24 protein-coding genes are annotated in these 25,523 nt (G+C 71.9%); 13 read left to right on the top strand and 11 right to left on the bottom strand.

Annotated features, from left to right (window positions below; genetic code table 11):
• Position 1 precedes the first annotated feature (1 nt).
• From FHU36_RS17415 to FHU36_RS17440, 6 genes are all read left to right on the top strand, one after another.
• On the top strand, positions 2 to 415 hold the full coding sequence (locus FHU36_RS17415) for a DUF1048 domain-containing protein (protein ID WP_185085036.1): 414 nt from the start codon (positions 2 to 4) through the stop codon (positions 413 to 415).
• Positions 415 to 1,236, top strand: a complete 822-nt coding sequence (locus FHU36_RS17420; protein WP_185085037.1) for an ABC transporter ATP-binding protein — start codon at positions 415 to 417, stop codon at positions 1,234 to 1,236. The genes FHU36_RS17415 and FHU36_RS17420 overlap by 1 nt, the downstream gene beginning before the upstream one ends.
• Positions 1,233 to 1,994, top strand: a complete 762-nt coding sequence (locus tag FHU36_RS17425) for an ABC transporter permease (protein ID WP_185085038.1) — start codon at positions 1,233 to 1,235, stop codon at positions 1,992 to 1,994. The genes FHU36_RS17420 and FHU36_RS17425 overlap by 4 nt, the downstream gene beginning before the upstream one ends.
• A gap of 462 nt (positions 1,995 to 2,456) precedes the next feature.
• Entirely contained in the window at positions 2,457 to 3,665 is a 1,209-nt protein-coding gene (locus FHU36_RS17430) for a cytochrome P450 (protein ID WP_185085039.1), read from the top strand.
• A gap of 245 nt (positions 3,666 to 3,910) precedes the next feature.
• Positions 3,911 to 5,803, top strand: a complete 1,893-nt coding sequence (locus FHU36_RS17435) for a CocE/NonD family hydrolase (RefSeq protein ID WP_221496402.1) — start codon at positions 3,911 to 3,913, stop codon at positions 5,801 to 5,803.
• Between the two features lie 473 nt (positions 5,804 to 6,276).
• Positions 6,277 to 6,927, top strand: coding sequence for a DUF1707 SHOCT-like domain-containing protein (locus tag FHU36_RS17440; protein WP_185085041.1), 651 nt, complete (start codon positions 6,277 to 6,279; stop codon positions 6,925 to 6,927).
• A gap of 130 nt (positions 6,928 to 7,057) precedes the next feature.
• Here the strand turns inward: FHU36_RS17440 and FHU36_RS17445 are convergent, their stop codons facing one another.
• The gene (locus FHU36_RS17445) at positions 7,058 to 8,047 is read right to left on the bottom strand and encodes an alpha/beta fold hydrolase (RefSeq protein WP_312891951.1); all 990 of its coding nucleotides are present in this window, start codon (positions 8,045 to 8,047) and stop codon (positions 7,058 to 7,060) included.
• Between the two features lie 66 nt (positions 8,048 to 8,113).
• Here FHU36_RS17445 and FHU36_RS17450 point away from each other — a divergent pair, with 66 nt between their 5' ends.
• Entirely contained in the window at positions 8,114 to 8,683 is a 570-nt protein-coding gene (locus FHU36_RS17450) for a helix-turn-helix domain-containing protein (protein ID WP_185085042.1), read from the top strand.
• Positions 8,684 to 9,050: 367 nt separating this feature from the next.
• Here the strand turns inward: FHU36_RS17450 and FHU36_RS45640 are convergent, their stop codons facing one another.
• A complete protein-coding gene (locus tag FHU36_RS45640; RefSeq protein ID WP_221496405.1) occupies positions 9,051 to 9,602 on the bottom strand; it encodes a histidine kinase dimerization/phospho-acceptor domain-containing protein in 552 nt (183 codons plus the stop codon).
• 78 nt (positions 9,603 to 9,680) lie between these two features.
• On the opposite strand from FHU36_RS45640, the gene FHU36_RS17460 reads away from it, so the two are divergent.
• Positions 9,681 to 10,397: a hypothetical protein gene (locus FHU36_RS17460; RefSeq protein WP_221496406.1), complete on the top strand. Its 717-nt coding sequence runs from the start codon at positions 9,681 to 9,683 to the stop codon at positions 10,395 to 10,397.
• Positions 10,398 to 10,808: 411 nt separating this feature from the next.
• On the opposite strand, the gene FHU36_RS17465 is transcribed toward FHU36_RS17460, so the two are convergent.
• The 6 genes from FHU36_RS17465 to FHU36_RS17490 form a co-directional block, all read right to left on the bottom strand.
• Positions 10,809 to 11,087, bottom strand: a complete 279-nt coding sequence (locus FHU36_RS17465; protein ID WP_185085044.1) for a hypothetical protein — start codon at positions 11,085 to 11,087, stop codon at positions 10,809 to 10,811.
• 415 nt (positions 11,088 to 11,502) lie between these two features.
• Positions 11,503 to 12,843 carry a right-handed parallel beta-helix repeat-containing protein gene (locus FHU36_RS17470; RefSeq protein ID WP_185085045.1) on the bottom strand — a complete coding sequence of 447 codons (1,341 nt, stop codon included), beginning with the start codon at positions 12,841 to 12,843 and terminating at the stop codon, positions 11,503 to 11,505.
• A gap of 197 nt (positions 12,844 to 13,040) precedes the next feature.
• Positions 13,041 to 13,220 (bottom strand): hypothetical protein, encoded by a 180-nt coding sequence (locus FHU36_RS17475; protein WP_185085046.1) that lies wholly within the window; start codon positions 13,218 to 13,220, stop codon positions 13,041 to 13,043.
• A 75-nt stretch (positions 13,221 to 13,295) separates the two neighbouring features.
• Entirely contained in the window at positions 13,296 to 13,769 is a 474-nt protein-coding gene (locus FHU36_RS17480; RefSeq protein WP_185085047.1) for an SRPBCC family protein, read from the bottom strand.
• Positions 13,769 to 15,112 carry a carotenoid oxygenase family protein gene (locus FHU36_RS17485; protein ID WP_185085048.1) on the bottom strand — a complete coding sequence of 448 codons (1,344 nt, stop codon included), beginning with the start codon at positions 15,110 to 15,112 and terminating at the stop codon, positions 13,769 to 13,771. Before FHU36_RS17485 ends, FHU36_RS17480 begins: the two co-directional genes overlap by 1 nt.
• Positions 15,112 to 16,458, bottom strand: a complete 1,347-nt coding sequence (locus FHU36_RS17490; RefSeq protein WP_185085049.1) for an MFS transporter — start codon at positions 16,456 to 16,458, stop codon at positions 15,112 to 15,114. The genes FHU36_RS17485 and FHU36_RS17490 overlap by 1 nt, the downstream gene beginning before the upstream one ends.
• Positions 16,459 to 16,603: 145 nt before the next feature.
• Between FHU36_RS17490 and FHU36_RS17495 the strand changes: the two genes are divergently transcribed.
• From FHU36_RS17495 to FHU36_RS17505, 3 genes are all read left to right on the top strand, one after another.
• Positions 16,604 to 18,436, top strand: a complete 1,833-nt coding sequence (locus FHU36_RS17495; RefSeq protein ID WP_185085050.1) for a multicopper oxidase family protein — start codon at positions 16,604 to 16,606, stop codon at positions 18,434 to 18,436.
• A gap of 23 nt (positions 18,437 to 18,459) precedes the next feature.
• Positions 18,460 to 21,201, top strand: a complete 2,742-nt coding sequence (locus FHU36_RS46350; RefSeq protein ID WP_312891665.1) for an ATP-binding protein — start codon at positions 18,460 to 18,462, stop codon at positions 21,199 to 21,201.
• 117 nt (positions 21,202 to 21,318) lie between these two features.
• Positions 21,319 to 21,840, top strand: a complete 522-nt coding sequence (locus tag FHU36_RS17505) for a snapalysin family zinc-dependent metalloprotease (protein ID WP_185085051.1) — start codon at positions 21,319 to 21,321, stop codon at positions 21,838 to 21,840.
• 195 nt (positions 21,841 to 22,035) lie between these two features.
• Here the strand turns inward: FHU36_RS17505 and FHU36_RS17510 are convergent, their stop codons facing one another.
• Positions 22,036 to 22,896: a helix-turn-helix domain-containing protein gene (locus tag FHU36_RS17510; RefSeq protein ID WP_185085052.1), complete on the bottom strand. Its 861-nt coding sequence runs from the start codon at positions 22,894 to 22,896 to the stop codon at positions 22,036 to 22,038.
• 202 nt (positions 22,897 to 23,098) lie between these two features.
• Between FHU36_RS17510 and FHU36_RS17515 the strand changes: the two genes are divergently transcribed.
• Positions 23,099 to 23,875 (top strand): SDR family oxidoreductase, encoded by a 777-nt coding sequence (locus FHU36_RS17515; RefSeq protein ID WP_185085053.1) that lies wholly within the window; start codon positions 23,099 to 23,101, stop codon positions 23,873 to 23,875.
• Positions 23,876 to 23,948: 73 nt separating this feature from the next.
• On the opposite strand, the gene FHU36_RS17520 is transcribed toward FHU36_RS17515, so the two are convergent.
• Positions 23,949 to 24,179: an RICIN domain-containing protein gene (locus FHU36_RS17520; RefSeq protein ID WP_185085054.1), complete on the bottom strand. Its 231-nt coding sequence runs from the start codon at positions 24,177 to 24,179 to the stop codon at positions 23,949 to 23,951.
• Between the two features lie 121 nt (positions 24,180 to 24,300).
• The gene (locus FHU36_RS17525) at positions 24,301 to 24,765 is read right to left on the bottom strand and encodes a VOC family protein (protein ID WP_185085055.1); all 465 of its coding nucleotides are present in this window, start codon (positions 24,763 to 24,765) and stop codon (positions 24,301 to 24,303) included.
• Between the two features lie 60 nt (positions 24,766 to 24,825).
• On the opposite strand from FHU36_RS17525, the gene FHU36_RS17530 reads away from it, so the two are divergent.
• The gene (locus FHU36_RS17530) at positions 24,826 to 25,476 is read left to right on the top strand and encodes a TetR/AcrR family transcriptional regulator (RefSeq protein ID WP_185085056.1); all 651 of its coding nucleotides are present in this window, start codon (positions 24,826 to 24,828) and stop codon (positions 25,474 to 25,476) included.
• The last annotated feature ends 47 nt before the right edge of the window (positions 25,477 to 25,523 follow it).

Below are 25,523 nucleotides of genomic sequence, written 5' to 3' on the forward strand. Positions count from 1 at the left end.
CATGGACACAGAGCCGAACGAGCCGAAGAGCCGCTACCGGCAGTACCTGGAGGCGGTCACGGGGCCGCTCGCGGACAAGAGGCGCTGGCGGCAGTACAAGGCGCGCATCAGAGCGCTTCCCGAGAACTATCGCACGGCAGCCGAAGCGCTGGAGCGGTACCTGATGCACTTCGGGCCGGGGGACGGCACCGACGCGGCTTCGATGTTCGAGGATCTTGCCGATCTGTTCGAGCAGAGCGCGGCGGACGGAACCCCGATCCGCGACATCTTCGGGGAGGACCCCATGGAGTTCGTCGAGGCGTTCGTTCGTAGCTACTCGGTGGGCCGCTACATCAGCCGGGAGCGCGAACGATTCACCAGCGCCATCGAGCGCGCCGCCGGCGAAGACACCGGAAGAATGGACAGGACAGTCTGATGACGACACAGCAAGCCCAGGCCATCCACGTGCAGGGCCTGGAGAAATCGTACAAGGAGCTGAAGGTGCTGCGCGGCGTGGACTTCGCCGTGGCACGGGGCAGCATCTTCGCCCTGCTCGGCTCGAACGGGGCGGGCAAGACCACGGTCGTGAAAATCCTGTCCACGCTGCTCAAGGCCGACGCGGGGACCGCCGGCGTCAACGGCTTCGACGTCGCCACGCAGGCTGCGGACGTGCGGGAGTCCATCAGCCTCACCGGACAGTTCGCCGCCGTCGACGAAATCCTCAGCGGGCGGGAGAACCTCGTGCTGGTCGCCCGGTTACGGCACCTCAAGAATCCGGGCAAGATCGCCGATGACCTGCTCGCGCGTTTCTCGCTGACCGACGCGGCCGCGCGGAAGGTGTCGACGTATTCGGGTGGCATGCGCCGCCGCCTGGACATCGCGATGAGCCTCATCGGCGATCCGCCGGTCATCTTCCTCGACGAGCCGACGACCGGGCTCGACCCCCAGGCGCGCATCGAGGTGTGGCAGGCCGTCGAGGAACTCGCCGAGCGGGGTACGACGGTGCTGCTCACGACGCAGTATCTGGAGGAGGCCGAACAACTCGCCGACCGGATCGCGATCCTGCACGAGGGCCGGATCATCGTGAACGGCACCCTGGCCGAGCTCAAGCAACTGCTCCCGGCCGCCAAGGTCGAATACGTCGAGAAGCAGCCGACCCTGGAGGACGTCTTCCTCACGCTCGTCGGTACCGACGGCAAGAACGGAACCCCGGCCATGACCGCAACGCCGGCACGGACGCGTAAGGAACAACGATGAGCAAGCATTTCTTCGGTGACACCATCGTCCTGCTGGGGCGATCCCTGCGCCACATCACGCGCAGCGCGGACACCATCATCACCACCACGATCATGCCGATCGCCATGATGCTGATGTTCGTCTACGTGTTCGGCGGCGCGATCAGAACAGGGGCGGAGTCGTATGTGAACTACCTGCTGCCCGGCATCCTGCTCATCACGGTTGCCTCGGGCATCGCCTACACCGCATTCCGGCTCTTCGCCGACATGCGGAGCGGCATCTTCGAGCGATTCCAGTCCATGCCGACCGCGCGCTCGTCCGTGCTGTGGGCACACGTGCTGACCTCGCTGGTCGCCAATCTGCTCTCGCTCGTGGTCGTCGTGCTCGTCGCCCTCCTCATGGGCTTCCGCTCGGCGGCGGGAGTGTCGGCGTGGCTCTCGGTCGCCGGCATCCTGATCCTGTTCACCCTGGCGTTGACGTGGATCGCCATCATCCCCGGTCTGACCGCGAAGTCCGTGGAGGGCGCGAGCGCGTTCTCCTACCCGCTCATCTTCCTGCCCTTCCTCAGCTCGGCCTTCGTACCCACCGACACCATGCCCGGCCCGGTGCGCGTCTTCGCCGAGCACCAGCCGGTGACCTCCATCGTCAACGCCATCCGCGACCTGTTCACCCAGCAGCCGGTCGGCAACGACATCTGGATCGCCCTGGCCTGGTGTGTCGGCGTCCTCATCGTCGCGTACGCCTTCGCCATGAACACCTACCGACGCAAGATCTCGTAGGGCCTGCGCAAGGCAGACGCAGACCAGATCGTGCTCGACGCCCGTCCGCGGGGCACCCCCGACGTCGAAGACGGGTTTGAGCACCCAACCCACACACCGTCGTAGTAGCGCCGACTCCCGCCGTAGCCGCTCGCACACCCGCAACCGGTCTCGCCTCGGCACGGCGCCGCACGCACAGCCCCCACACCGCAGCCCGATTCTCGAACCCGTCATCCAGCGGCCCGGCCCGGCATCGGCCTGGATGTCTGGACCGGCATCGACAGGGCCAAGCCGGCTCGGTCGAGGGGAACACCGGATCGTCTCCGACGTCGGCCACACCCAGCTCTGCTGCGAGCGCCCCGATGTCGTGGACCGGACGGTCCGCGCAGCGCCGCCATACACACGTGGGACACCTTCCGGCAAGCGATGAATGCAACGTTGAGCTTTGTCAAACACGTACTATCGCGAGATGAGGAGCAAGTCATGGGTGAGTCCCTTCACACCGTCACGACGATGCCGACGGAGCGTCAGCCCGGCTGCCCCTTCGACCCGCCCAAGGAGCTGATCCAGGCCCGCGAGCACGGCCCGATCAGCCGCTTCCCTTTCCCCGACGGACACGAGGGCCGGCTGGTCACCGGCTACGACCTGGTCCGGTCGGTCCTGGCCGACTCGCGGTTCAGCTCACGCAAGGAGCTCATGCGCCACCACCCGCTGGTCGACCTCGGCGAGATCGAGGTCCCCCCGGCGCCGCCCGGCGAGTTTCTGCTGATGGACGAGCCGCAGCACAGCCGCTACCGGAAGCCGCTGGTGGGCAGGTTCACCGTCCGGCGGATGCGGCTGCTCACCGAGCGCGTCGAGCAGGTCACCGCCGAGCACCTGGACGCGATGGAGAAGGCCGGGCCGTCGGCGGACCTGGTGACCGCGTTTGCCAAGCCCATCCCCTCCATCATCATCTGTGAGCTGCTGGGCGTGCCGTACGAGGACCGGGGCTTCTTCCAGGAGCACATCGACACGTTCCTCGGCGGGGAGGTCGGCGACGAGGAACTGATCGCGGCCTACACCGCGACCCAGCAGTACCTCGCGGAGCTGGTGGTCGCCAAGCGCGCGAACCCCACCGACGACGTGCTCAGCGAGCTCACCGACAGCGATCTGACCGATGAGGAGCTGAGGGGTGTCGCCCTGATCCTGCTGTCGGCCGGGTTCGACACCACCGCGAACATGCTGGCGCTGGGCACCTTCGCGCTGCTGCGGAACCCGGAGCAGCTGGCCGCGCTGCGCGCCGATCCCGCGCTCACCGACAAGGCCGTGGAGGAGCTGCTGCGGTATCTGAGCGTCGCCAAGACGTTCATGAGGACGGCGCTGGAGGACGTCGAGCTGGGCGGCCAGACCATCAAGGCCGGTACGACGGTCATCCTGTCCTATGCCACCGCCAACCGCGACCCCGAGCGCTTCGCCGACCCCCACACCCTCGACCTCCAGCGCCAGGACGGCGGGCACCTGGCCTTCGGCCACGGCATCCACCAGTGCCTGGGACAGCAGCTGGCCCGCGTCGAGATGCGCGTCGCGCTCCCCGCGCTGCTCAACCGCTTCCCCACGCTACGCCTGGCCGTGCCCGCCGATGAGGTCGCCCTGCGCCCGGAGACCGCGGACATCTACGGGGTCAAGAGCCTCCCGGTCACCTGGGACGCCTGACCGCGAGCCGGCGACGGGCGAGGACGCCTCGGTCGCCGGAGCCGGTCGCACCCTGACCGTTGGCCCACCCCGCGACGAGCTTGCCGCCGGCACCTCCGTGCTCCGCCGGCCGCCACTGATCTTGCTTGTCTGGCCCGCACAGCCGCGAAAACACAGCTCGGCGCCACCACGATCTCGTGATGGCGCCCTGAGTGACGCCAAAGCGGCGTCACCCACCGCAGCAGCCGACCCTGGAAGGGATGCACATGTCGAACTCGCGACGGCGAGGGTTCCTCGCCGCAGTCACACTCGCGACCGCGTTCGTGGTCGCCGGCGCTCCCGCCGCCTCCGCGACGGCGAAGCCGGAGATCAAAGTCTCCGGCGGGCTCACGCAGCCCGTCTTCTCCTACAAGGACGCCATCCGTGAGCACGTCCGGGTGGAGTCTCCGGTCGACAGTGACGGTGACGGCAAGAAGGACCTGGTCCGAGTGGACATCATCCGGCCGAAGGAGTCCGATTCCGGGCTCAAGGTCCCGGTGATCATGCAGGAAAGCCCGTATTACGACGACCCGGGCGTCGGCTACGAGATTGAAAAGAAGAAGTACGACGCGAACGGGAACGTGACGAAGTTCCCGATGTATTACGACAACTACTTCGTACCGCGCGGGTACGCGTTCGTGTCCGTCGACATGATCGGCACCAGGTTGTCGGAGGGCTGTCCGACCTCCTACGGCGCCTCCGACGTGCTCGGCGGCAAGGCGGTCGTCGACTGGCTGAACGGCCGGGCGAACGCCTACGACGACAAGGGCAAGCCGGTCAAGGCCACCTGGACCACCGGACGCACCGGGATGATCGGCCACTCCTACGAAGGAGCGCTCGCCATCGGCGTCGCCGGCACCGGGGTGCCGGGGCTGGAGACGATCGTGCCGCTCGCGGGGTACACCAGCGGATACGAGAACTCGCGCAACAACGGCGTCATCACCTGGTTCAAGGGCGCGGCGGCCTGGCAGTCCAAGCGGGTCGACAAGGATCCGGACGAGAAATGCGCGGCGGTGCGCCAGAAGCTGCTCGAAGACTCCGACGACGCCACCGGCAACTACAACGCCTACTGGCACGAACGCAACTACCGGACCGGACCGATCTCGAAGGCGCGCAACGTCCGCGCCAGCGTCTTCGCGGTGATGGGCATGCAGGACCGGAACGTGGTCGGCAGCCAGTTCTCTGAGTGGTGGGCCCTGCTGCCCCGCACCGTGCAGCGCAAGGCGTGGGTGACGCAGTACGGGCACCTCGACCCGTTCTGGGCCCGCCGCGACGTGTGGCTCGACACCCTGCACCAGTGGTTCGACCACGAACTGACGGGCGTCTCCAACGACATCATGCGCCGGCCGCGCATCGACGTGCAGCTCGGCCCGGACCGCTGGATCACCCAGGCCGACTGGCCGGCACCGGCGCGGACGACGCCCCTGCGGCCGCAGCGGGACGGCTCCCTGGGCCGCAAGCCGTCGACGGGCACCGGGAGCTACCTCGACATCGCCCAGACCGAGATCGCGATGGCCGCCGACCCCACCACTGCCAACCCCAACCGGCTGGCCTTCCTGACCCCGCCGCTGAAGACCGCTATGCGGCTGTCCGGAACGCCGTCGGTGAGCCTGCGCCTCAAGCTGGACAAGCCGACCGCCAACCTGGGCGTCCTGCTCGTCGACTACGGCACCGACACCCGCATCAACTACCGCGAACGCACCGCGACGACCGCGGAAGGCCTCAAGATCCTCGGCGGCGAGGACTGCGTCGGCGAGAGCACGGTCGATGACGACGGCTGCTACTTCAAGGCCGGCGACAACACGGCGACCTCCGGCTTCAGCGTGGTCACCCGCGGCATCCTGGACGCGCAGAACCACAAGTCGCTCAGCCGCTCGACACCGCTGAAGCCGGGCAAGTCCTACCAGATCACCTGGAAGATGCTGCCGCAGGACTACGAGTTCAAGGCCGGGCACCGACTGGGCCTGGTGCTGACCGGAGCCAACGACGACTTCAACCTCGACGAGTCCGGCAACGGCTCCGGGACCGACGTCGAACCCGGCACCGGGGCCAAGGTCACCGTCGACCTGGCCGGCACGTCGGTGTCGCTGCCGCTGGTCACCGGTACGTCCACCGAGTAGCAGCAAGATCGACCCTTCGCCTGCGGTCGTGGCCGGCGATGACCGCGACCGTAGGCATGACGTCTCGGGCGCCGACCTGCGTCTCGCACGGCCAAGGGCTGCACGGCGGCTGGGGCTTCGGGATGGCGGTGCGCACCTACCGCGGCGACTACGCCCCCCATCGGCCGGTTCGGCTGGGACGGCGGAACCGGCACCTCCACCTACGCCGACCCGCACCACCAGCTCACCGGACTCCCGCTCACCCAGGTCGGCAGGTCCATCCCGAACCCGATGCGGCTCATCCACGACTTCTGGACCACGCTCTACCAGGCCATCGACGACTGACACCGGGCCCACGTCCGGTACGTCCGCTGGAATCCACGGCACCCCACGGTCAGCAAAACAGCTTCGAAGGAGCACACGACCATGTCCGTCACCCCTACCGACCAGGACAAGCTCACCCCGCGCACGCCGCCTACGGCGCCGTCACGCTGATGGCCGCCGCCGATGCCACCGGCAAGCCCCACAAGGCCGTCACCGAGGGCTCCGATCCGCCTGGCTCACCCGCGCTGCGCGCGTCCGACGCGGACCGCGACCGGGTCGTCGAACTGCTGCGCGCCGCCGTAGCCGACGGCCGGCTCGACCCGGTCGAGTTCGACGAGCGGCTGGACGCGGCGCTGGCCACCCGCACCATCGACGCGCTGACCCCGCTCATCACCGACCTGATCGCGGTTGCAGGCGGCGACGGCGCACTCGCGCTGCCGTTCGCTGAGACGCCGGCTGAGCCGGCCGCCGAACTGCTCACCATCAATGAGCGGCACGGCTCGGTGCGCCGTGACGGCCGGTGGACGCTGCCGTACCGGCTGGCGCTGCGCACCGCGTGGTGCGATGTGCTGCTGGACATGACCAGCGCGGTGCGTAGCGCGCCCGAGCTGGTCATCGAGCTGCGGGTGCGCGGCGGCAACGTGGAGTTGGTCCTCGCGCCGGGCATGGTGGTGGACGCCAACGAGCTGTCGGTGCGGCACAGCATGGTGGCGATCAGCAGGGACGCGGGCGACAACACGCCGGAGACGCTGCGCGTCCGCTTGGTAGGCCGAATGCGGCACGGCCGGCTCGACGCCCGGTGGCAGGCGCCGCGCCGGTGAGGCGGCAGGGCCCGGATACCGCAGGCCTGCCCGTCCTGCTCAACCCCTGACCCCGGTGCCGAAGGTCAGGAAGGTCTCTTCAGGCAGCGTCGGTCCGGGGCCTGACGCCGCCGTGGAGCCGCTGCCCTGATCAGCTGCCGAGTCTGCCGAGTACGTCCTGGATCGCCTGGAGAACGGCGTCGGGACGGCGGAATATGACGGAGAGGTGTCCGGCGTCGTCGACAACGCGGTTCTCGCCGTGCGTAACCGATGTGGCCAGCGCGGTGTAGAGCCGCGTCTTGGCTTCTGCCTCCTCGCGGAGGAGCGATGTGGGTATGCCCTGGGTGACCGCTTCTTTGAAGGGGTCGATCGCCGTGGCGGTGAGCACGATCAGCGGGACGTCGGGCATCGGTCCCGCGTTGCGTACCTCGTCATGGAGTCGGTAACGGTTGGCCGCCTCCTGGCCACCGATCTTCAGCCATTCCGGGCTGACGTGACGTTCGATCAGCGGCTCGCGGATCTCTTCCGGCCAGTCGGCCAGTTCCCGCGCGAACAGGGTGCGGTAGAACTGGATGATTTCGTCGGGCAACTCGTCAGGCACCGCCTCGTCGGGGTCCCATGCCTGATACAGCTCGTTCAGTTCCTTGGGCATGTAGGCGTCATAGTCCTCGTGTTCGGGCTCCACCAGGACCGACCCCGCCACCTCGTCGGGGAAACGCTGCGCATAGTGGCGGGCGTAGAGGCCGCCGAGAGAATGACCGACCAGCAGGTAGGGAGCGGGCACGCCGGCGACCCGCAGCAGCTCGCGCAGCTCATCGGTGACCTGGGTGGAGGTGCGCGGCAGCTCGACCCGGTCACTCCACCCCGTTCCGGCCCGGTCGTAGAGCACGCTCGTGGTGAGTTCGGCGGCCCGCTGCTGAACGATGAAGCCGTCCATCCCGGATGAGCCGGCCCCGGGTAGGAACACCACCGCCGGGCCCCCGCTGCCCGATCGGTGGAGGAACAGTCTCCGATCCCTGACCTGGTAGTACCGTCCCACTGGCGGCGTCGCCTCGGCCGTTCGACGTTGCATCGCTGACTCTCTCACTGTCGGCGCCGGCTGGGCGGAGACGAGCGTGCGCCTTTCGGGGCTGCCACCCATCGCCACGCCACCGAGCGTGTGCTTTCCCAATTTCAGGAACGGTACCAGATGTGGGATCGTAGGGCCGTGGACACCCTTGATCTGCTCCTGCACCCGGTCCGGCTGCGCATCGTGCACGCCATGTCCGGCGCTCACACCCGCACCACGTCCGACCTGTGCGCCGGCCTGCCCGACGTGCCCAAGACCACGGTGTACCGGCACGTCGGCCTGCTGGCCGAGGCGGGAGTGCTGGAAGTCGTCGACGAACAGCGCGTGCACGGCGCCGTCGAACGCCATTACCGGCTACGCCGCGAGCAGGCGGGGATCGACGCTGATATGGCCGCGTCGATGTCCCTGGACGAGCACCGTCACGGGTTCGCCGCAGCCATGGCCGCCCTGCACGCCGAGTTCAACGCCTACCTCGACCGGGACGGAGCCGACCCGACCGCCGACTCCGTGGGCTACCGGCAGGGCACCGTCTGGCTCAGCCCGGGCGAGCTCGCCGAGATGATCGACGAGCTGCGCGACGTCCTGGCCTCCAGGGCGGGCAACGAACCCGCGCCTGACCGCAGCCCTCACCTCCTGAGCATGATCCTGTTCCCGACGGGGGAACCACCGCGACACAGGGCCGGCGGGCAGGCCGACGACCACCCCTGAGTCCGTGCGCCGGCCGCTCGTTCTCGCCAGTGCTCCAGACCGTGCCGAGTGGTCAGGGTGCCGGGCTGGTAGGAGCACCGTGCCGTACGTTCCTGCCTCGCTGCGTAGTCGTCCCCTGACGTCAGGGAAGGTCCGGACGAGATCCGTGCGCGAACCGCACGGTGATGGACAAGCCCCCTTCGGGGCGTGCGCTGGTGGTGAGGATGGCGTGGTGAGCCCTGCGTGACGGCATTGACGATGGCGAGGCCGAGGCCGTAGCCGGAGGTCTGAGTGGTGACCTTTACGTGCCCGTTTGCGTGGTTGTGGCGGATGGCGTTGTCGATGGGGTTGGCGACGAGGCTTTCGATCAGTCTCGGGTCTCCGGCCGTCACTGCGGGCGTGAGGTGTTCGACGAGGTCAATGCCTGTCTCCGTTGCTTGGTCGCGGCGGGAGGCGAGCACTCCTTCGGCGACGTGGGCGAGGTCGAGGGTGTCCCAGCGGGTGACGCCGCGCTCGCTGGTGGCCAGAGCGAGCAGTGCTTGGACGAGCCGCTCCTGGCGTCCGCCCAGAGAGCGAGGGCCTCCTGACAGGCCGAGCGCAGGGTGTCGGTGCCGGCATCGGGGTCGGCGAGGGCGACCTCCAGCAGGGTGCGCAGGCCGGCGAGAGGGGTGCGCAGCTCGTGGGAGGCGTCGGCGACGAAGTGGCGTTGGGCGTCGAAGGAGGCCTGCAGGCGGGCGAACAGGTCGTCGGGCGTGTGGCCGAGCTCGGTCAGCTCGTCCGTGGGCTCGCCGAGAGCAAGTCGCCGGTGGAGGTCTCCGGCGGAGATGATTGTGGCGGTGGCGGTGATGGCGCGCAGCGGGCGCAGGAACCGGCCGGCGACGAACCAGCCCAGAGCCAGGGCGACGGGAATCAGAAGGACCAGAGCGACGGTGGATCCCATGAGGAGCTGGGGCAGGCTGATCCCGGGCCCGGATTCGATGATCGCGCTCGATGAGGGGTGGCCTTGGGGGATGGCCGCGTGGATGCTGGCGAGCGGGACGGCGACAAGCCCCTCGTGACCGGGGTCGGTGACATCGGGCCCGCCACGGTGGAGGGCGGTGTGCGCGCCGACCTCGTGCTGATCGGCGGGGCTGTGGGGCTGATCCTGGTGCTCGTGGTGGCGGTCATGTTCTTCACCGCGGAACACCGGCGGGGGCTGATCGGGACCGGCCTGCCGGCCGAGCCGCATCCAGCGTGGCTGCTGGCGGCCAAGGCCATGACGGTCGGCGCGGTCGCGTTCGTGACGGGGTTGGTGACCTCGGCGGTCGTGGTCCCTGTCGGCCTGGCGATGTTGCGTGCCAATCAGAACCTGGTCCAGCCGATCACCCTGGGTGCCGAGCTGCGGGTGATCGTTGGCTACGCGGCGCTGACCGCGGCCGCCGCCGTGCTGGCTCTGGGCCTGGCCGCGCTGGTCAAGTGGGGCATCGTCGCCATCGGGCCGGCCCTCGCGCTGGTCGTCGTGCCTTACCTGCTGGCGACCGCGGGCCTGGCGCCATGGCTGCTGATGATCATCCCAGCCGCCGGGTTCGCGATCACGCAGAGCGTCCCCACGTTCGCGCATGTGGACGTGGACCAGTCACTGCTCGGGGGCTACTACCCGCTCCCGCCATGGGCAGGCTTGACCGTGACCTGCGGGTATGCCGCCCTCGCCCTCGGGGCGGCGATAGCCGTACACCGCAGGAAAGTGCCACGTTAGGTCCGCTCACAGAACCCGCTTGGCGCGTCAGGGAGCCCGGTCGGGCCGAGGCCGAGATCGAACCGGCCGGCCTCGCCGGTTTCTACGCGGCCCCGTCCCGCGACACGATGCCGTCCGCCGGCGCCCCGACCCGCACTGCGTGTCCCGGGCCGCGAGGCTGCGTGACCGCTTTCCACGGGCCGGCTGCCCGGCCGGCTCAGCGCGGAGGACCTGGACGTCTGCGCCGCCGAGTTCGAGCGGACCGGCCCGCGCGGGGCGCCCGGCCGCCACCGGAACATGGACCGGGACAGGGAGGACCTCGCCGGCTTCGACGGCTCACCCGTCACCCAGCCGTCGCTGTTCGCCGGGGGCGCGCTGGACGCCTCCACTCGGAGACGAGCGGGGGTCTGTCGCAGGGCGGCTGGCGGCCGGTCAGGGGATGACGTCGGCCACGACGCGCACGCGGCCCTTCCGGCAGGAGGAGAGCCGGCCGGTCATGGCCTGCGCGGCCGAGTTGCTCGCGCAGAGCCACCCGGCGACGGTGGCGACGCCGGCGCTGCCCTGTTTCGGGGTGTCCGGGCGGTAGTAGGCGCGGAAGACCCGCATGACCTCGCGGCAGTCGGCGCGACCCGTGTGCACCGCGATGGCGGCCATGGGGCCGTCGTTGGGCGGCTGGAGCTCGCCGCAGACCGTGCGGGGTCCGGACAGCACGGGCTCCGACGGTGCCGGTGTGGTGGGAGCCGGTGGGGTCGCAGCCGGTGGGGTCGGCGCGGGCGTGGACGCGGGCGACGCGGGCGACACGGGCTCCGAGGCGGCGGGGGCCGGGGGAGCGGTCCGTCGTCCCATGGGGTTCGCGCAGGCACTCGGCGTGGTGAGCAGTAGCGCGACGCAGACGAGGGTGAGAGGGCGGACGGGCATGGGGGATCTCCGCGGTTCGGATTCGGCCGGCGGGATGGAGTCTCGCACGTTCGGGAGGAGGCCGGGCCGTCGCCGCCCGGCCTACCTTCAGGTGGGCGTGCCCCGGGCGGCGCGCCCACCTGAAGGCCCCGCGGGGCCGGGTGCGAGGCCCCGCGGGGCCTTCGCATGGTCAGCCGGCATGGTCAGCCCGCGGGGTCAGCCCGTGGGGTCAGCCCGCGGGGACGTACTCGTAGGCGCCGGCCTCGATGCCGCCGTCGCTCCCCACGCTCACCCCGTCCAGGTCCGTCTCGGCGTACCCGGTGACGCCCAGCCCGATCGCGGGGCTGCCGGCGCGCAGCCGCAGCGGCCGGGCGGGGTCGAACAACGGGTCCCGGTGCACGTTGTCGCGGCCGGCCGGCATCTGGAACAGCCCGCCCCAGAACACGTTGTGGTGGTTGTCGGTGAAGCCGGGGTCGGCGTACCCGCTCTTCTTGGCGGCCGAGACGACGTTCTGCGCCATCGACAGGTGGGCGTTGGCGCAGCCGGCGTAGCAGACGACGCCCTCGGCGTCGGGGTGGGTCAGGTGGACCGAGTTGTTGCGGAAGACGGTGCCGAGCACGGGGCCGTTCGGGTCCACGGGTCCGCCGTCGTCCCGCGGGCCGCGGGTGATCAGCCCGGCCCGGGTCTTGGGACCGTACACCGCGTTGTACTCGAAGACATTGCCGGAGGTGCCGTCCGGGTCGTTGGTGGTGCCGTCGGCGTTGGTCGAGGTGCCGAGTTCGGTGAAGGTGTCGTTGTCCACGGCGATGTTGTGGTGGATGTGGTTGCGCGAGCCGAGGAAGATCTCGACGGCCGCGCCGTCCCACTCGTAGTCGTAGCTGAAGGCGATGGAGCCGCTGATCCGGTTCCAGCCGATGTTGGAGTCGTCGCCCTGGACGAGCACCGCGAACGCGCCCGAGTCGTCGTTGTCGTTGACGTCGGTCGGGGTGAGCGTGCTCATGTGGTTGTTGTCGACGAAGTCGTTGTTCGTCACCGCGGTGTAGCGTGCGGCCGGCTCGATGAACACGCCCGCCGCCGCGCCGGTGATGTGGTTCTTCTCCACGACGTTGTCGTCGCCGGTCACCTTGACCGCGGCCCAGGAGCAGCGGCCCGCGTCCTGGTTGACGCCGATCTGCAGGTTGTACAGCTCGATGTGGTTTCCGGCCAGGTGGACACAGCTCTCGGTGTCGCCCTTGACCACGGGGCGGGCGCCGCTGCCGTAGACGTCGACGACGATGGGGGCCGCCGCGGTGCCCGAGCGGGTCACCGACAGCCGGCCGGTCCAGGAGCCGCCGCGTCGGAGCAGGAGCCTGGAGCCGGGGGCGAGCGGCGCGGCCGAGGCCTTGGCCAGGGTCCGCCAGGCCGTGGCGGCCGAGGTGCCCGCGGCGGCGTCGTCGCCGTTGACGCTGTCGAGGTAGTAGACGGCGGCCGCCGACGCCGACGCCGGTCCGGTGGCCGCGCCGATCCCGGTGATCGCCAGCGCCAGCGCGGCGGCGCCGGCCGTGCACGCTCTGATGTTCCTGCCTGACATGTGTTCGACCTCTCGATCCAGCGGTCGGCGGGCTCCGCGCCCGCCCGGACGAAGATCACTGCGGTGACACCCTAGGCGGTCGGGATCGCGCTTTCCCGGCTTTCGTGATCTTTGGTGCGAACGGGGCCGTCTGTCAGGGGGCGGCGGTCAGTAGCCGGGGCCCGGCCCGGGCGCCCGCAGGTGGGGCCGGCACGGGGTCACAGCAGGTCGTCCACCGTGGCGCCGGAGCGTACCTCGACCCCTTCCTGGCCCACCCCGAGGTCCTTGAAGCCGCTGGAGGTGGCCAAGCAGCCGTCGACGAGCGGCGGCCACAGCGGGAAGCCGATCGACGGGTCGCCCAGGGAGCGCTGCCGGATGGCGAGGGAGGCTCCGTTCACGTGCGGTGAGCCTAGTCGGCCTGCGCCAGGCGCGTCCCCGGCCGTGAGGGGCGCACCGGCGCCTCCGCACGGGCCCTACCGCTCGGCGGCCCTCTTCAGGTGGTCGAGCCAGGCCGCCAGCGAGCCGTCGAGGGCGGCACGCATCGCCTCGACGTCGGTGCGGACCGGGTCGCCGTCCCACGACTCCTCGGTTTCGACGCGGACCATGCCGTCCGCTGAGCCGTCCACCGTGCCGTCCACCGCGCTGTCCACCGTGCGGAACGTCCACTGGTGGACACCGGTGATGCCGTGCGCGGGGCCGCCCCACAGGATGCGGAACGGGGCCTCGACCGCGTACACGGTGGAGGCGATGTCGAGCCCGGCGGTGCTCCAGTGGAACACCGATCCCGGCGCGAGCGGCCCGCCGGAGCGGGCGGCGGTGATGTCCGGCTGCCACGACGGCCAGGACGGCACGTCGGTGTGCAGGGCCCAGACCCGCGACAGGGCCGCGTCGATCGTGATGGCGCGCCGTACGACGACGGGGGCGGCGGTGTCGATTCCGGTGATCATCAGTTCTCCTCCACATCGGGGATCCAGTCGCCGTGGATGCCGGCGGGCACCCGGCGGGGCAGTTCGACGACCGCGACGGGGTCGCGGCGGATGTCGGCGGCGTCCAGGACGAGCAGCTGGGAGGCGTCGGCCCTGAGGTCGCTGACGACGGTGAGCAGGTAGCCGTCGTCCTCACCGGTCGCGCCGGCGGCCGGGACGAAGACGGCCTCGCCGGGCATGCGGTCCGGCCCGTGCCGGAGCAGCTGCTGCTGCCCGGTGACGGTGTCGAACTTGACCGTGGAGTACCCCGGCAGGCCGGCCCCGGGGAAGGCGATGGCGTAGCTGTAGCGGTTGACCAGTCCCGTGCGGGCGTCGTTGATCGACGGGAACTCGGTGACCAGGTCGTCGAGCGGCTCCTCGACGGCCTTGCCGGTGGCCGGGTCGAGGATCCAGCGGTGGAAGGTCGATCCGGCGGCGGGGCTGGTGCCGTACCCCGGCGCGCCGATCCACCACTTCCACGAGCTCTCCCAGGAGGCGCGGTCGAAGCGCGGCCCTTCGAGCACAACCCGCCCGTGCCGGTCGGCGTAGGCGTTGGTGACGTGCAGGATCGCCGCCTGCTCCACCTCGAACCAGGTGACCTCGCCGGGGCCGGTGCGCGGCAGCACGCCGATCCGGAACGGCACGTCGTCGTGCCAGCGGTACGGGATGCCGGAGTGCTCGGCGTGGTCGAACACCACGGGCGGGTTGAGGAAGACCACGTGCCGGTCGGTGATGGCGAAGTCGTGCATGAGCGACGGCCCGGCCCCCTCGACGGCTTCGGTACGGACGATCTCGCCGGACGCGTCGGCGACGTAGTAGGTCAGGTAGGGCGGGAACGGGCTGTAGCCGAAGAAGTGCAGCTCGCCGGTGACCGGGTCCTCCTTCGGATGGGCGGTCATCGCGCTGGTCAGCCTGCCGCCGAAGTCGTGGACGCCGATGGTGTCGAGCTCGGGGCCGACCTCCCACGGCAGGTTGGCCTCCTGCAGCGCCAGGTAGCGCCCGCCGTGGAAGATGATGTTGGTCGCGGCGGCGCTGACCTCCAGCTCGGTGCCGGTGAAGGGCACGCCGTCCAGGAACGGGGTGCGCACCCAGCGGTTGCGGTACCACTCCGCGCGGCCGTCCCGAAGGCGCACGCCGTGGATCATGCCTTCGCCGCGGAACCAGTGGCTCGGGGTGATGCCGGGCTTGGGGTTGTGGCCGTTGCGGAAGTAGCGGCCGTTCAGCTCCGGCGGCAGCGTCCCGTGGACGGTCAGCTCGCTCGCGGTGATCTCGTCGGTGACGGGGGTGAAGTGGCCGGTGACGTACGGCACGGGCAGTTCGCTCATCAGAGCCGGTCCTTTCGGTTGGGCATGACGACTCGGTCGCGGACGACGACGAGGGAGAGCAGGGCGGTGAGCAGGGTGACGGCGGCGGCGGACAGGAAGGCGCCGCCGTATCCCTGGGAGGCGGAGACGACGGTCAGGACGGCCAGCCCGATCGCGCCGCCGATCTGGCGGGTGGCGTTGACGAGGCCGCCGGCCAGCCCGCTGTCCTCGGCGCGTACCCCGGCCGAGGACAGGGCGGTGAGCTGGACGAAGGCCACCCCGAGGCCCGCGCCGACCAGCAGCGAGGGGCCGAGCAGGTCGCGGGCGAAGGTGCCGTCGGCGGGGGCGGGCGACAGCCAGGCCAGCCCGCCGGCCAGGAGCAGCAGCCCGCCGGCGAGTACGGCCGGGCCGGGGAGCCGCCTGGTCAGCCGGGGCGTGACCCAGGAGGACAGGGTGATCGTCAGGGCGAGCGGGAGCTGGGTCAGGCCCGCCTCCAGGGGCGTGTAGCCGAGGACGCGCTGCTGGTAGAGCGGCAGGAAGAAGAACAGGCCGAGCCAGACCGCGCCGAGCAGCGCCATGAGCGCGTTGGCCGCCGCCACCGGGCCGCCGGTGAAGATCCGTCCCGGTACGAGCGGGTCGGCGGAGCGCCGCTGGCGGGCCACGAACAGCCCGAGGAGCAGCAGCCCGGCCCCCAGCGCGGGCCAGGATCCGGACAGGCCATGGGTGAGGGCGACCAGGCCGGCCGTGACCGTGACCGCCCCCGGCACGTCGAGCCGGCCGCCGCGGGGCCGGTCGGCGGTGACGAGCAGCCCGGTGGCCGCCATCACGGCGAGCGTGCAGGGGACCAGGACGGCGAACACCGCCCGCCAGCCGAACACGTCGCTGAGCAGGCCGCCCAGCAGCACGCCGGCCGCGCCGCCCGCGCCGGAGACCGCGCCCCACACGCCCAGGGCGGCGCCGCGGCCCCTCCCGCCGGGGAACAGGGTCAGCACCAGCGCCAGCGCTGTCGGCGCCAGCAGCGCCGCGCCGACTCCTTGGGCGGCCCTGGCCGCGATCAGCGTGGCGGCCCCGGGAGCCAGCGCGGCGCCGAGCGAGGCCAGCCCGAACAGCCCGGCGCCGGCCAGGAAGACGCGGCGCAGCCCGAACACGTCGCCGGACCGGCCGCCGAGCAGCAGGAGCGCGCCGAACACCAGGACGTAGGCGTTGACCACCCACGCCAACCCGGCGGCGGACAGGCCGAGGCCGGCCCGGATCTGCGGGAGCGCGACGTTCACGATCGAGGTGCTCAGCACGACGAGGAACTGGGCGGTGGCCAGGGCCGTCAGGGGAAGCCAGGCGGCGGCCCGGGTGGTCGGGGTGCTGCTCATGGCGACCACGCTCGCAGCGGGGCGGCGTGGTTCGCGTCGGCAGGAATCGCCTATCCGGGCGCGGCGCCGCGGAGTAGGCGGTCGTCACCGACGCGAGATCCGCCGGCCCGCCGTCACCGTGGTGACCCCGAGCAAGGAGAATCCGATGTCCGAACCCCTCTTCGTCACCGACATGCTGCTGGCCATCGCGGTCGTCGTCGCGGCGGTCGCCGGTGCCGCCGGGCGGTGGGCGCTGTACGGCCTGGCGTCCCTGGTCGGGGCCCGGCTGGTCGTCGCGGGCGTGCTGCTCACCGGCGGATTCGCGCTGGCCGAGCCGCGGCTGCTCCTGCAGGTGCCGCTGGCCGTGCTGCCGGTCGGCTGGGCGCTGGCCACCCGGAGCGCGGCGTCCGTCGCCGCGGCCAAGGTCGGCGCCGGACTGTCGGGGCTGTGGCTGTTCGTCCCGTTCGATGCGCTGCTTGAGCTGGCCGTCTCGGCCGTGGCCGTCGGCCTGGCCGTACTCGTGGCCCGGTGGCGCGACTCCGGCCCGCTCCCGTCGGGCGGGCCGCGCCTGGCTCGGGCGCCCTGGCTCGCACTCCCCGCCCTGCTGGCGCCCGCGGTCGTGCTGGGCGTGGCCTACCAGGACAACGTGTCGGCGGCCGAGCGCCACCATCACGCCGCGGCCGGCGGCCGTAGCGTCGAGCAGCTCACCGGGCCGCGCGACGAGACGCCCGACGCCCGCTTCACCCTGACCGCCGCGCACGGCAGGGTCCGGCTGAGCTCGGGCCGCGAGATCGACGCGCTCACCTTCAACGGCCGCTCGCCCGGCCCGGAGCTGCGGGTCAAGGCCGGCCGGCTGGTCGAGGTGACCCTCGTCAACACCGACGTCGAGGAGGGGGTGACACTCCACTGGCATGGCGTGGACGTCCCCAACGCCGAGGACGGCGTGCCTGGCGTCACCCAGGAGGCGGTCGAGCCCGGCGGCAGGCACGTCTACCGGTTCGTCCCCGACCGGCCGGGCACGTTCTGGTACCACACCCACCGCGGCTCCGCCCAGACCGTGCGGCGCGGCCTGTTCGGCGCCCTGATCGTGGAGGAGGAGAAGGCGACCGCCGGAACGGAGCGGACGGTCTTCACCCACCTGTGGCCCGGAGCCGACGAACCCGTCGCCGCGTTCGACACCGCCGACCGGCCCGAGGGGGAGGCCGTCGCCGCCGGCGAGCCGGTGCTGCTGCGCGTGGTCAACAGCTCCGAGGAGCCGCACCTGCTGCGCCTCGGCGGCACGCCGTACACCGTCACCGCCATCGACGGGAACGCCGTCCGGGGCCCGGCCGTGCTCAGGCCCGGCACCGACCTGTTGCTGGCCGCGGGCGGGCGCTTCGACGTCGCCTTCACCATGCCGGACGGCCCGGTCACGCTGTCCGGCGACGTCGACGAGATCCCCGACTCCGCCGCTCTGGTCCTCAGTCCCGGCGGCGACGCCGCGCCCGCGCCCGCGAGCACCGTCGCCCGCTTCGACCCCCTCTCGTACGGCGAGGCCACCGCCACCGCCGTGGGGGAGGCGTACGACAAGACCTTCGACCTGGCGCTGGACGACGGCTTCGGTTTCGCCATGGGCCGGCTGAACTACGTGAGCAGCTCCGTCAACGGCCGGCTGTGGCCGGCGGTGCCCATGCTGACGGTGGACGAGGGCGACCGGGTCAGGATGCGCATCGTCAACCGCAGCCTCATCGACCATCCGATGCACCTGCACGGCCACCGGGTCCGGGTCCTGTCGCGCAACGGCGTCCCGGCCACGGGGAGCACCTGGTGGACCGACACGCTCAACGTGGCCCCGGGCGAGATCTACGAGATCGACTTCACGGCCGACAATCCGGGCATCTGGATGGACCACTGCCACAACTTCACGCACGCGTCCGAGGGCATGGTCATGCACCTGGGCTACGCGGGCGTCACCACGCCCCACGCCACACCCCACAACACGGGCCCGATCCCGGAATGACGACGTCCCTCTAGCATGGGCGGGTGCCCCCGACACATGCCGACATCTCCCTCGTGGGCCGGCGGCGGGAGACGTTCCGGCTCGACGCCCTGATCAGCGCGGCCGGGCAGGGGGAGGGGGGAGCCCTCGTGCTGCGCGGCGAGCCCGGCATCGGCAAGAGCGCGCTGCTGGACCACACGCGGCGGGCGGCGTCCGGGTTCCGGGTCATGCAGGCGTCCGGCGCCGAGTTCGAGATGGAGTTGCCGTTCGCGGCCCTGCACCAGCTCTGCGCGCCGGTACTCGGACATCGCGCCGGCCTGCCGGCGCCGCATCGCAAGGCTCTGGAGATCGCCTTCGGCCTCGACACGGGCACGCCGGACCCGCTGCTGGTCGGCATCGCCACGCTGGGGCTGCTCGCCGAGACGGCCGCGGAACAGCCGCTGCTGTGCGTGGTGGACGACGCGCAGTGGCTCGACCACGCCTCGGCCAAGGCCCTGGCGTTCCTCGCCCGCCGGGTCGCCGCCGAGCCGGTGGCCGTGGTGTTCGCCGTACGGGACCCGTCGCCCGAGCCGGCCCGGTCGCCCGAACTGGATGAGCTGCCGGCCCTGACCGTCGAAGGGCTGCCCGAGCCGGACGCGCGCGCCCTGCTGGGAGCCGAGCTGCACGCGCCCCTGGACGAGCAGGTCCGCGACCGGATCCTGGCCGAGGCGCGGGGCAACCCGCTCGCCCTGCTCGAACTGCCGCGCGGCGCCGGCCCTGGCGGGCTGGCCGGTGGCTTCGCGCTCCCGGTGACCTCGCCGCCCGCCGGCAGGATCGAACGCAGCTTCCAGGACAGGCTGGAACGCCTGCCCGCCGGCGCGCGGCTGCTGCTGACCGTCGCGGCCGCCGACCCGGTCGGTGACCCGGGCCTGTTGTGGCGTGCGGCCGGCTCGCTCGGGATCGGCGCCGAGGGCGCGGAGGCGGCGGCGGCCTCGGGGCTGATCGAGTTCGGCATCCGGATCCGCTTCTGCCACCCGCTCGCCCGGTCGGTGGCCTACAGGTCCGCGGAGCCGGAGGAGCGGCGGCTGGCCCATCAGGCGCTGGCGTCGGCCACCGACCCGGCGGCCGACCCCGACCGGGTGGCCTGGCATCACGCCCAGGCCGGCACCGGGCCCGACGAGGAGATCGCGGCCGAACTCGACGCCTCCGCGGCCCGCGCCCAGTCCCGTGGCGGCGTGGCCGCCACCGCGGCCTTCCTCGAACGGGCGGCGGCGCTGTCCGCAGACCCGGCCCGCCGCGTCGATCGGCTCCTCGCCGCGGCCCAGGCCAAGCTGGCCGTCGGCGACTTCGACCGGACCGCCGAGCTGCTGGCCGCCGCGACGACCGCCACCGCCATGACCGGCACCGCCATGACCGCCACCGCGACGACCGGCACCGCCATGACCGGCACGGCGCGGCAGCTCGCCCAGGCCGACCTCCTGCGGGGCCGGCTGTCGTTCGTCCGGCACCGTGGAGCCGACGCCATCGCCTGCCTGCTCGGCGCGGCGCGCCGCCTGACGCAGGTGGACCCGGCGTGGTCGCGTGCCTGCTATCTGGACGCGATCGAGATGGGCATCCTGACCGGCGGCCTCGACGCCGTCGTGCGGGAGGCCGCAGCCGCCCCCGCCGCCGGCCCCGCCGGTTCGGTCGCCCTGCTGGAGGCCCTGGTCAGCCTGGTCACCGACGGGCCCCGGGAGGCGGTCCCCGCGCTCCGCCCGCTCGTCTCCGACACCGGCCACGAGGAATGGACGCGGCGGCCGTCGCTCGCCTCGCTGCTCGCCGTGGAGGTCTGGGACTTCGACGCCTACCTGGGCATCGGCCACCGCATCGTGGAGCTGGGCCGCCGGTCGGGCTCGTTCTTCACGCTGCCCATCGGGCTGGCCATGGCCGCCACCGCGAACGTCCACGCCGGCGACTTCGGCGCGGCCGTCGAGATGATCTCCGAAGGGGCCGCGATCGCCGAGGCCACCGGCGCCTCGCCGCTGTTCTATCCTCGGATCCACCTGGCCGCGCTCCGCGGGCGCAGGCGCGAGGCCGTGGAGCTGTTCGACGCCGTGCTCGCGGCCGGCCCGCTCATGTCGATCAGCGTCCACTGGGGGACGGCCGTGCTGAACAACGGCCTCGCCGACTATCCCGCCGCGTTCGCCGCGGCCCGGCAGGCCGTCGCCTCCGGTGACCTGGCCACCGCCGGACTCGCCCTGCCCGAGCTGATCGAGGCGGCGCTCCGGTGCGGCGAGCACGAACCGGCCGCGTCGGCGCTGCGCGCGCTGACCGAGCGGACCCGGGCGGGCGGCGCCTGGGGGCTCGGCGTGCAGGCGTACACCCGGGCGCTGGTCACCGGCGACGAGCCCTCGTTCCAGGAGGCGATCGACCGTCTCGACGGCACCAGGGCGGTCGTCTACCAGGCCCGGGCGCACCTGCTGTACGGCGAGTGGCTGCGCCGCCAGGGGCGGCGGCGTGAGGCACGCGAACGGCTGCGCCACGCGCACTGCCTGTTCTCGGACATCGGGATGGAGGCGTTCGCCGCCCGCGCCGCGGGGGAACTCCGCGCGACCGGCGAGCGGGCTCGCAACCGGGCCCATCCGGCCGGCGACCGGCTCACCATGCAGGAGGTCCACATCGCCCGCCTGGTGGCGGGCGGCGCGACGTCCAAGGAGGTCGCCGCCCGGCTGTTCCTCAGCCCGCGCACGGTCGACGCCCACCTGCGCAACATCTTCAGGAAGCTCGACATCACCTCGCGCAGGCAGCTCCGCGACATCGATCTGTAGCGGCCGCCCCTCAGCTCGGCATCGGTCCATACCACCGCGATAGGTGCAAGATGACTTGTCCCCGGGCGGCGCCGTGGCGCCTACCGTGACAGCACCCCCACTGTCCGAGGAGACACGATGCCCAACCCCCTCCGTCTCGCGCTCTCTGTCGTCCTCACTCTCGCGTTCCTGCTGGCCACCTCGCCCGCGCAGGCCGCGTCCCTGGTCAGGGTCCTGCGGTACGACGCCAGCCGGGCGGCGGAGTTCCGCGGCGCGGTGGACCAGGCCGCGCAGATCTGGAACTCCAGCGTCACGAATGTCCGCCTCGTGGCCGGCACCCCCGCCCACTTCGTCGTCGTCGCCGACAACGGCTGGCCCCGCGCACTGCCCACCAGCCTGGGCCGGGGCACCATCTGGATGGGCAGGCAAGCCACCTCGCAGGGCTACCACCCGGTGCGCATCGCCGCCCACGAGATCGGCCACATCTTAGGACTGCCCGACCGGCGCACCGGCCTCTGCTCCGACCTGATGTCCGGCTCCAGCGCTCCGGTGAGCTGCGCGAACGCCAACCCGAGCGCGGCCGAGCGGGCCGAGGTGGAGCGCAACTTCACCGGTAGCACCCCGCTGGTCGAGTTCGGCCGGCTGCACGTGGACCGCTGAACCCGGGCGCACCCGGCCACGAACGCGGCCCGCACCCCTCGGGGATGCGGGCCGCCGGCACAGCTCACCACCGTTCCCGGCGCAGGACCTCATCCCTCGGGATCCGCCCGGCTCGAGCCGGGCGGATCCGTCCGGGCGGAAGCGGCGCACGGCGGCGGGTGTGTGGGCGAAACCCAGGGCCGCGCCGCCGGATCGTCAGGCGCCCGACCGAGGGCGCGCGTCGTGCCGGGGCGCCGTCCAGTTGGCGAGGAGCTGGATGGCCTGGGCGGTTTCGGAGCCCGGTTCGACGTTGTAGACGCACAGGGTCTGGTCGGCGTCGCCGGGAGGCTGGAGGGACTCGTAGGAGAAGTGCAGATCCCCGACGAGGGGGTGGCGGTAGTGCTTGGTGCCATACGTGCGGCGCAGCACGCGGTGGTCGTTCCACCACGAGCTGAACTCGGGCGAGCGCAGGGTGAGTTCGCCGACGAGGTCGGCGAGCTGGCGGTCGTGGGGGTGGCGGCCGGCTTCGAGGCGGAGGACGGCGACGGTTTCGGCGGCGATCCGTTCCCAGTCGCCGACGCGTTGGCGGGCCTCGGGATCCAGCAGATAGTAGCGGGCGAGATTGCGCTGCGGTACGGGCAGGGCGTCGAAGTCGGTCAGGACCTCGCGGGCGAGGCGGTTGGCGGCCAGGACGTCCGTGCGGCGGCCGAGGATGAAGGCGGGCACGTGGTCGAGGGTCCGCAGCATCAGGTGGAGCCCGGGCCGGACCCGCTGCGGACTCGCGGGGGCCCGGCGGACGGGGCGTGCCAGCAGGTCGGTGAGGTGTTCACGTTCGGCGAGGTCGAGCTGGAGGGCACGCGCGAGGGCCTCGACCACTTCCGGGGAGGGGTTGCCGGCGCGGCCCTGTTCCAGGCGGGTGTAGTACTCGGTGCTCACCCCGGCCAGCCGGGCGACCTCGTCCCGGCGCAGGCCGGGCACGCGGCGGGCGCGGCCGTCGGCGGGCAGCCCCGCCTGGTCGGAGGTGATCCGGGCACGGCGTGAGCGCAGGAAGTCGGCGAGCTCGCGACTACGGTCCATACCCCTCAGTGTGGGCCAACCAGGGGGTGCCATGCCTTCGGTGGGGTGGCCCCACCGGTACCTGCCTCACGGAGACCTGCCTGGCCAGGGCATGTTCGGGCGCTCCGCGGAGTCGTGCCGGCTGGTGTGCTGGTGAAGGGGAACGCGGCGACCGGCCGCGACCCCGTACCTCTCATCTCGCCCACCCGGAAAGGCGCGCACCATGACCACACAGACCTCTGCCCGTCCCCTCGCCGGCCGCGTGGCGGTCGTCACCGGCGCCTCCAGCGGAATCGGCGAGGCCTCGGCCGAGCATCTGGCCGAGCTGGGCGCACGTGTCGTCGTCCTGGCGCGGCGTGCGGACCGGCTGGACGATCTGGTCGCCAGGATCGAGAAGAACGGCGGCAGCGCCCGTGCGCTGGCGCTCGACGTGACCGACGTGGCGGCGGTGCGAGCGGCCGCCGACCGTGTCGTGGCCGAGCTGGGCGGCGCCGACCTGCTGTTCAACAACGCGGGGGTGATGCTCCCGGCCCCGGTCGAGGAGCTGGCCACCGACCAGTGGCAGCGTCAGATCGACCTCAACGTCACCGGACTGATGAACGTCGTCGGCGCGTTCACGCCCCAGCTCGTCGAGGCTGCGGGTGAGCGCGGGGTGGCCGACCTCATCAACACCTCGTCGATCGCGGCGCAGAACATCTTCCCGAACTTCGCCGTGTACTCGGCGACCAAGGCGTACGTCACCCATCTGTCCCGCCATCTGCGGGCCGAGCTGGGTGCGAAGAACGTGCGGGTCTGCGCGATCGAGCCGGGCATCGTCGGGACCGAGTTGCAGAGCCACGTCACCGACGAGGGCGCGCTGGCGTGGCTGGAGGGCTCCAAGCAGGCGATGGAGTGGCTCACGCCCCAGGACGTCGCGCAGACGGTCGGGTTCGTCGCGACTCTCCCGCCGAGGGTGAACATGCAGCAGATCACCGTCATGCCCACCGGCCAGCCCAGCTGACCGTCCCCCCTCGCGGCGTGCCTTCGCCCCGCGCGGGGCGAAGGCGTTGTCGTGGAAGGCCCTCCCCAGGAGCTCAGTCGAACTCGGGCATTCGCAGGCGCCAGCGCTGGTTGGGTCCGTTCACGCAGTTGGCCTGCAGGACGTTGGCGCCGTGGGCGTGGCCGGAGTCCTGGACGTCGAGGCACTTGCCGCTGTGCTCGACGACGATCTCGTGGTAGACGGGCTCGGCCACGGCCGGGGATGGAGCGGCCATCGTCGTCACCAGAGTGGATGCGGCGGCCAACACGAGGAGGCCACGGTTCATGGCGTGCACAAGATTTCCTTCCTGCCGGGCGGATCTGGGTGCGGCACGGTCGTCGCCGTGGCGGCCTGGGCGGCCGCCGGGACGCCGGCGAGGAGGGTGCGGGCCGCCGAGGGCCCGGCGGTCACCGGACGGGGGCCGGCGGCCGGGTGGCCGGACGCCCGTAGCCGGGCCGTGCCGAGTGGTCGACGCCGTGCGCCGCCCAGGTGTAGAGGTGCAGTTCGAGGTCGTCGGGGTCGTTGAACACCAGCAGCCAGCCGATGGAGGCCTCGATGACCGGCGAGTGCGCGATGCCGAGCTCGTCGAGGTGGCCGGCCCACGCCTGGACGTCGGCGTGGTCCTGGATCGCGAAGCCGATCGGGTCGAAGCCCCGGCAGCCCGCCGCGGCCCCCGGGTTCTCGCGGAGCGCGACGAGGACGTCACCGAGGCCGGCGATCTCGCCCGCCACGCCGCGCACGACGCCGTCGCCATCGGGGAACTCCATGGTCACCGTGAGGCCGAAGACGCGTTCGTACCAGCTCCGCGAGCGGGGGAGGTCGGTGACCGGGATCTTCACGTGATGGATTCCGGCGAGCTGGGGGCGGGGCATGGAGGCCTCCCTAAATTGGGCGCAGTATCACTGCGGCTAATTGAGCCTAGAATGCTCCCCATGGCCGAACCCGTCAAGAGGCAATACCGATCGGCGAAGCGCGCCGCCGCCGCGGCCGCCACCCGCGCCCGCATCCGGGAGGCGGCCGCCCGGCTCTTCGTCGAGCAGGGCTACGTCGCCACGACGATGCGAGAGGTCGCGACGTCGGCGGGGGTGGGTGAGCGCACCCTGTACGACGCGTTCCCGACCAAGGCCGCACTGTTCGGACACACCCTCGGGGTGGCGACCGTCGGAGACGAGGCGCCGGTGCGCGTGGCCGAGCGGTCCGAGGTGCTCTCGGCGCAGGCCGAACCCGACGTCGAGGAAGCGATCGCGCGGACCGTCTCCTACGCCACCGACCTGCTGGACCGTGCCGGCGACCTCATCATGGTCAGCGTCGAGGCGGCCGGCGCCGACCCGGACATGCGGGCGGCCGCCGACGCCGGGGCGCGAGCGACCTATGAGGTGTACCTGGCGCTCACCCGGTCCCTGCACCAGCGCGGCGCCCTGCGGCCGGGCTTCGACGCCGCGGCCGCCGCCGACATCGTGTACGCCCTGGCCTCCCCGCACATGCACCAGCTCCTGTGCCGGCACCGTGGCTGGCCCCTGGAGCGCTACCGTGCGTGGCTGCAGGACGCGCTGGTGCGCGAGCTGCTGGATCCGGCCGGGTGACTCCCGCGGCCTGAGGCGATCCGCCGCGCAGGCGCAGCGGATCGGAG

It is taken from the genome of Nonomuraea muscovyensis (assembly GCF_014207745.1).
Classification (GTDB): domain Bacteria; phylum Actinomycetota; class Actinomycetes; order Streptosporangiales; family Streptosporangiaceae; genus Nonomuraea; species Nonomuraea muscovyensis.

What these genes read in the sequence shown, in the direction of transcription:
- FHU36_RS17525 (WP_185085055.1), bottom strand. Translation starts at nt 24,765, where the DNA reads ATGCCCCGCCCCCAGCTCGCCGGAATCCATCACGTGAAGATCCCGGTC.
- FHU36_RS17505 (WP_185085051.1), top strand. Translation starts at nt 21,319, where the DNA reads ATGCCCAACCCCCTCCGTCTCGCGCTCTCTGTCGTCCTCACTCTCGCG.
- FHU36_RS17530 (WP_185085056.1), top strand. Translation starts at nt 24,826, where the DNA reads ATGGCCGAACCCGTCAAGAGGCAATACCGATCGGCGAAGCGCGCCGCC.
- FHU36_RS17425 (WP_185085038.1), top strand. Translation starts at nt 1,233, where the DNA reads ATGAGCAAGCATTTCTTCGGTGACACCATCGTCCTGCTGGGGCGATCC.
- FHU36_RS17485 (WP_185085048.1), bottom strand. Translation starts at nt 15,112, where the DNA reads ATGAGCGAACTGCCCGTGCCGTACGTCACCGGCCACTTCACCCCCGTC.
- FHU36_RS45640 (WP_221496405.1), bottom strand. Translation starts at nt 9,602, where the DNA reads ATGGGATCCACCGTCGCTCTGGTCCTTCTGATTCCCGTCGCCCTGGCT.
- FHU36_RS17445 (WP_312891951.1), bottom strand. Translation starts at nt 8,047, where the DNA reads ATGGGTGGCAGCCCCGAAAGGCGCACGCTCGTCTCCGCCCAGCCGGCG.
- FHU36_RS17520 (WP_185085054.1), bottom strand. Translation starts at nt 24,179, where the DNA reads ATGAACCGTGGCCTCCTCGTGTTGGCCGCCGCATCCACTCTGGTGACG.
- FHU36_RS17435 (WP_221496402.1), top strand. Translation starts at nt 3,911, where the DNA reads ATGTCGAACTCGCGACGGCGAGGGTTCCTCGCCGCAGTCACACTCGCG.
- FHU36_RS17415 (WP_185085036.1), top strand. Translation starts at nt 2, where the DNA reads ATGGACACAGAGCCGAACGAGCCGAAGAGCCGCTACCGGCAGTACCTG.
- FHU36_RS17430 (WP_185085039.1), top strand. Translation starts at nt 2,457, where the DNA reads ATGGGTGAGTCCCTTCACACCGTCACGACGATGCCGACGGAGCGTCAG.
- FHU36_RS17470 (WP_185085045.1), bottom strand. Translation starts at nt 12,843, where the DNA reads ATGTCAGGCAGGAACATCAGAGCGTGCACGGCCGGCGCCGCCGCGCTG.
- FHU36_RS17515 (WP_185085053.1), top strand. Translation starts at nt 23,099, where the DNA reads ATGACCACACAGACCTCTGCCCGTCCCCTCGCCGGCCGCGTGGCGGTC.
- FHU36_RS17495 (WP_185085050.1), top strand. Translation starts at nt 16,604, where the DNA reads ATGTCCGAACCCCTCTTCGTCACCGACATGCTGCTGGCCATCGCGGTC.
- FHU36_RS17490 (WP_185085049.1), bottom strand. Translation starts at nt 16,458, where the DNA reads ATGAGCAGCACCCCGACCACCCGGGCCGCCGCCTGGCTTCCCCTGACG.
- FHU36_RS17510 (WP_185085052.1), bottom strand. Translation starts at nt 22,896, where the DNA reads ATGGACCGTAGTCGCGAGCTCGCCGACTTCCTGCGCTCACGCCGTGCC.
- FHU36_RS17420 (WP_185085037.1), top strand. Translation starts at nt 415, where the DNA reads ATGACGACACAGCAAGCCCAGGCCATCCACGTGCAGGGCCTGGAGAAA.
- FHU36_RS17440 (WP_185085041.1), top strand. Translation starts at nt 6,277, where the DNA reads ATGGCCGCCGCCGATGCCACCGGCAAGCCCCACAAGGCCGTCACCGAG.
- FHU36_RS17480 (WP_185085047.1), bottom strand. Translation starts at nt 13,769, where the DNA reads ATGATCACCGGAATCGACACCGCCGCCCCCGTCGTCGTACGGCGCGCC.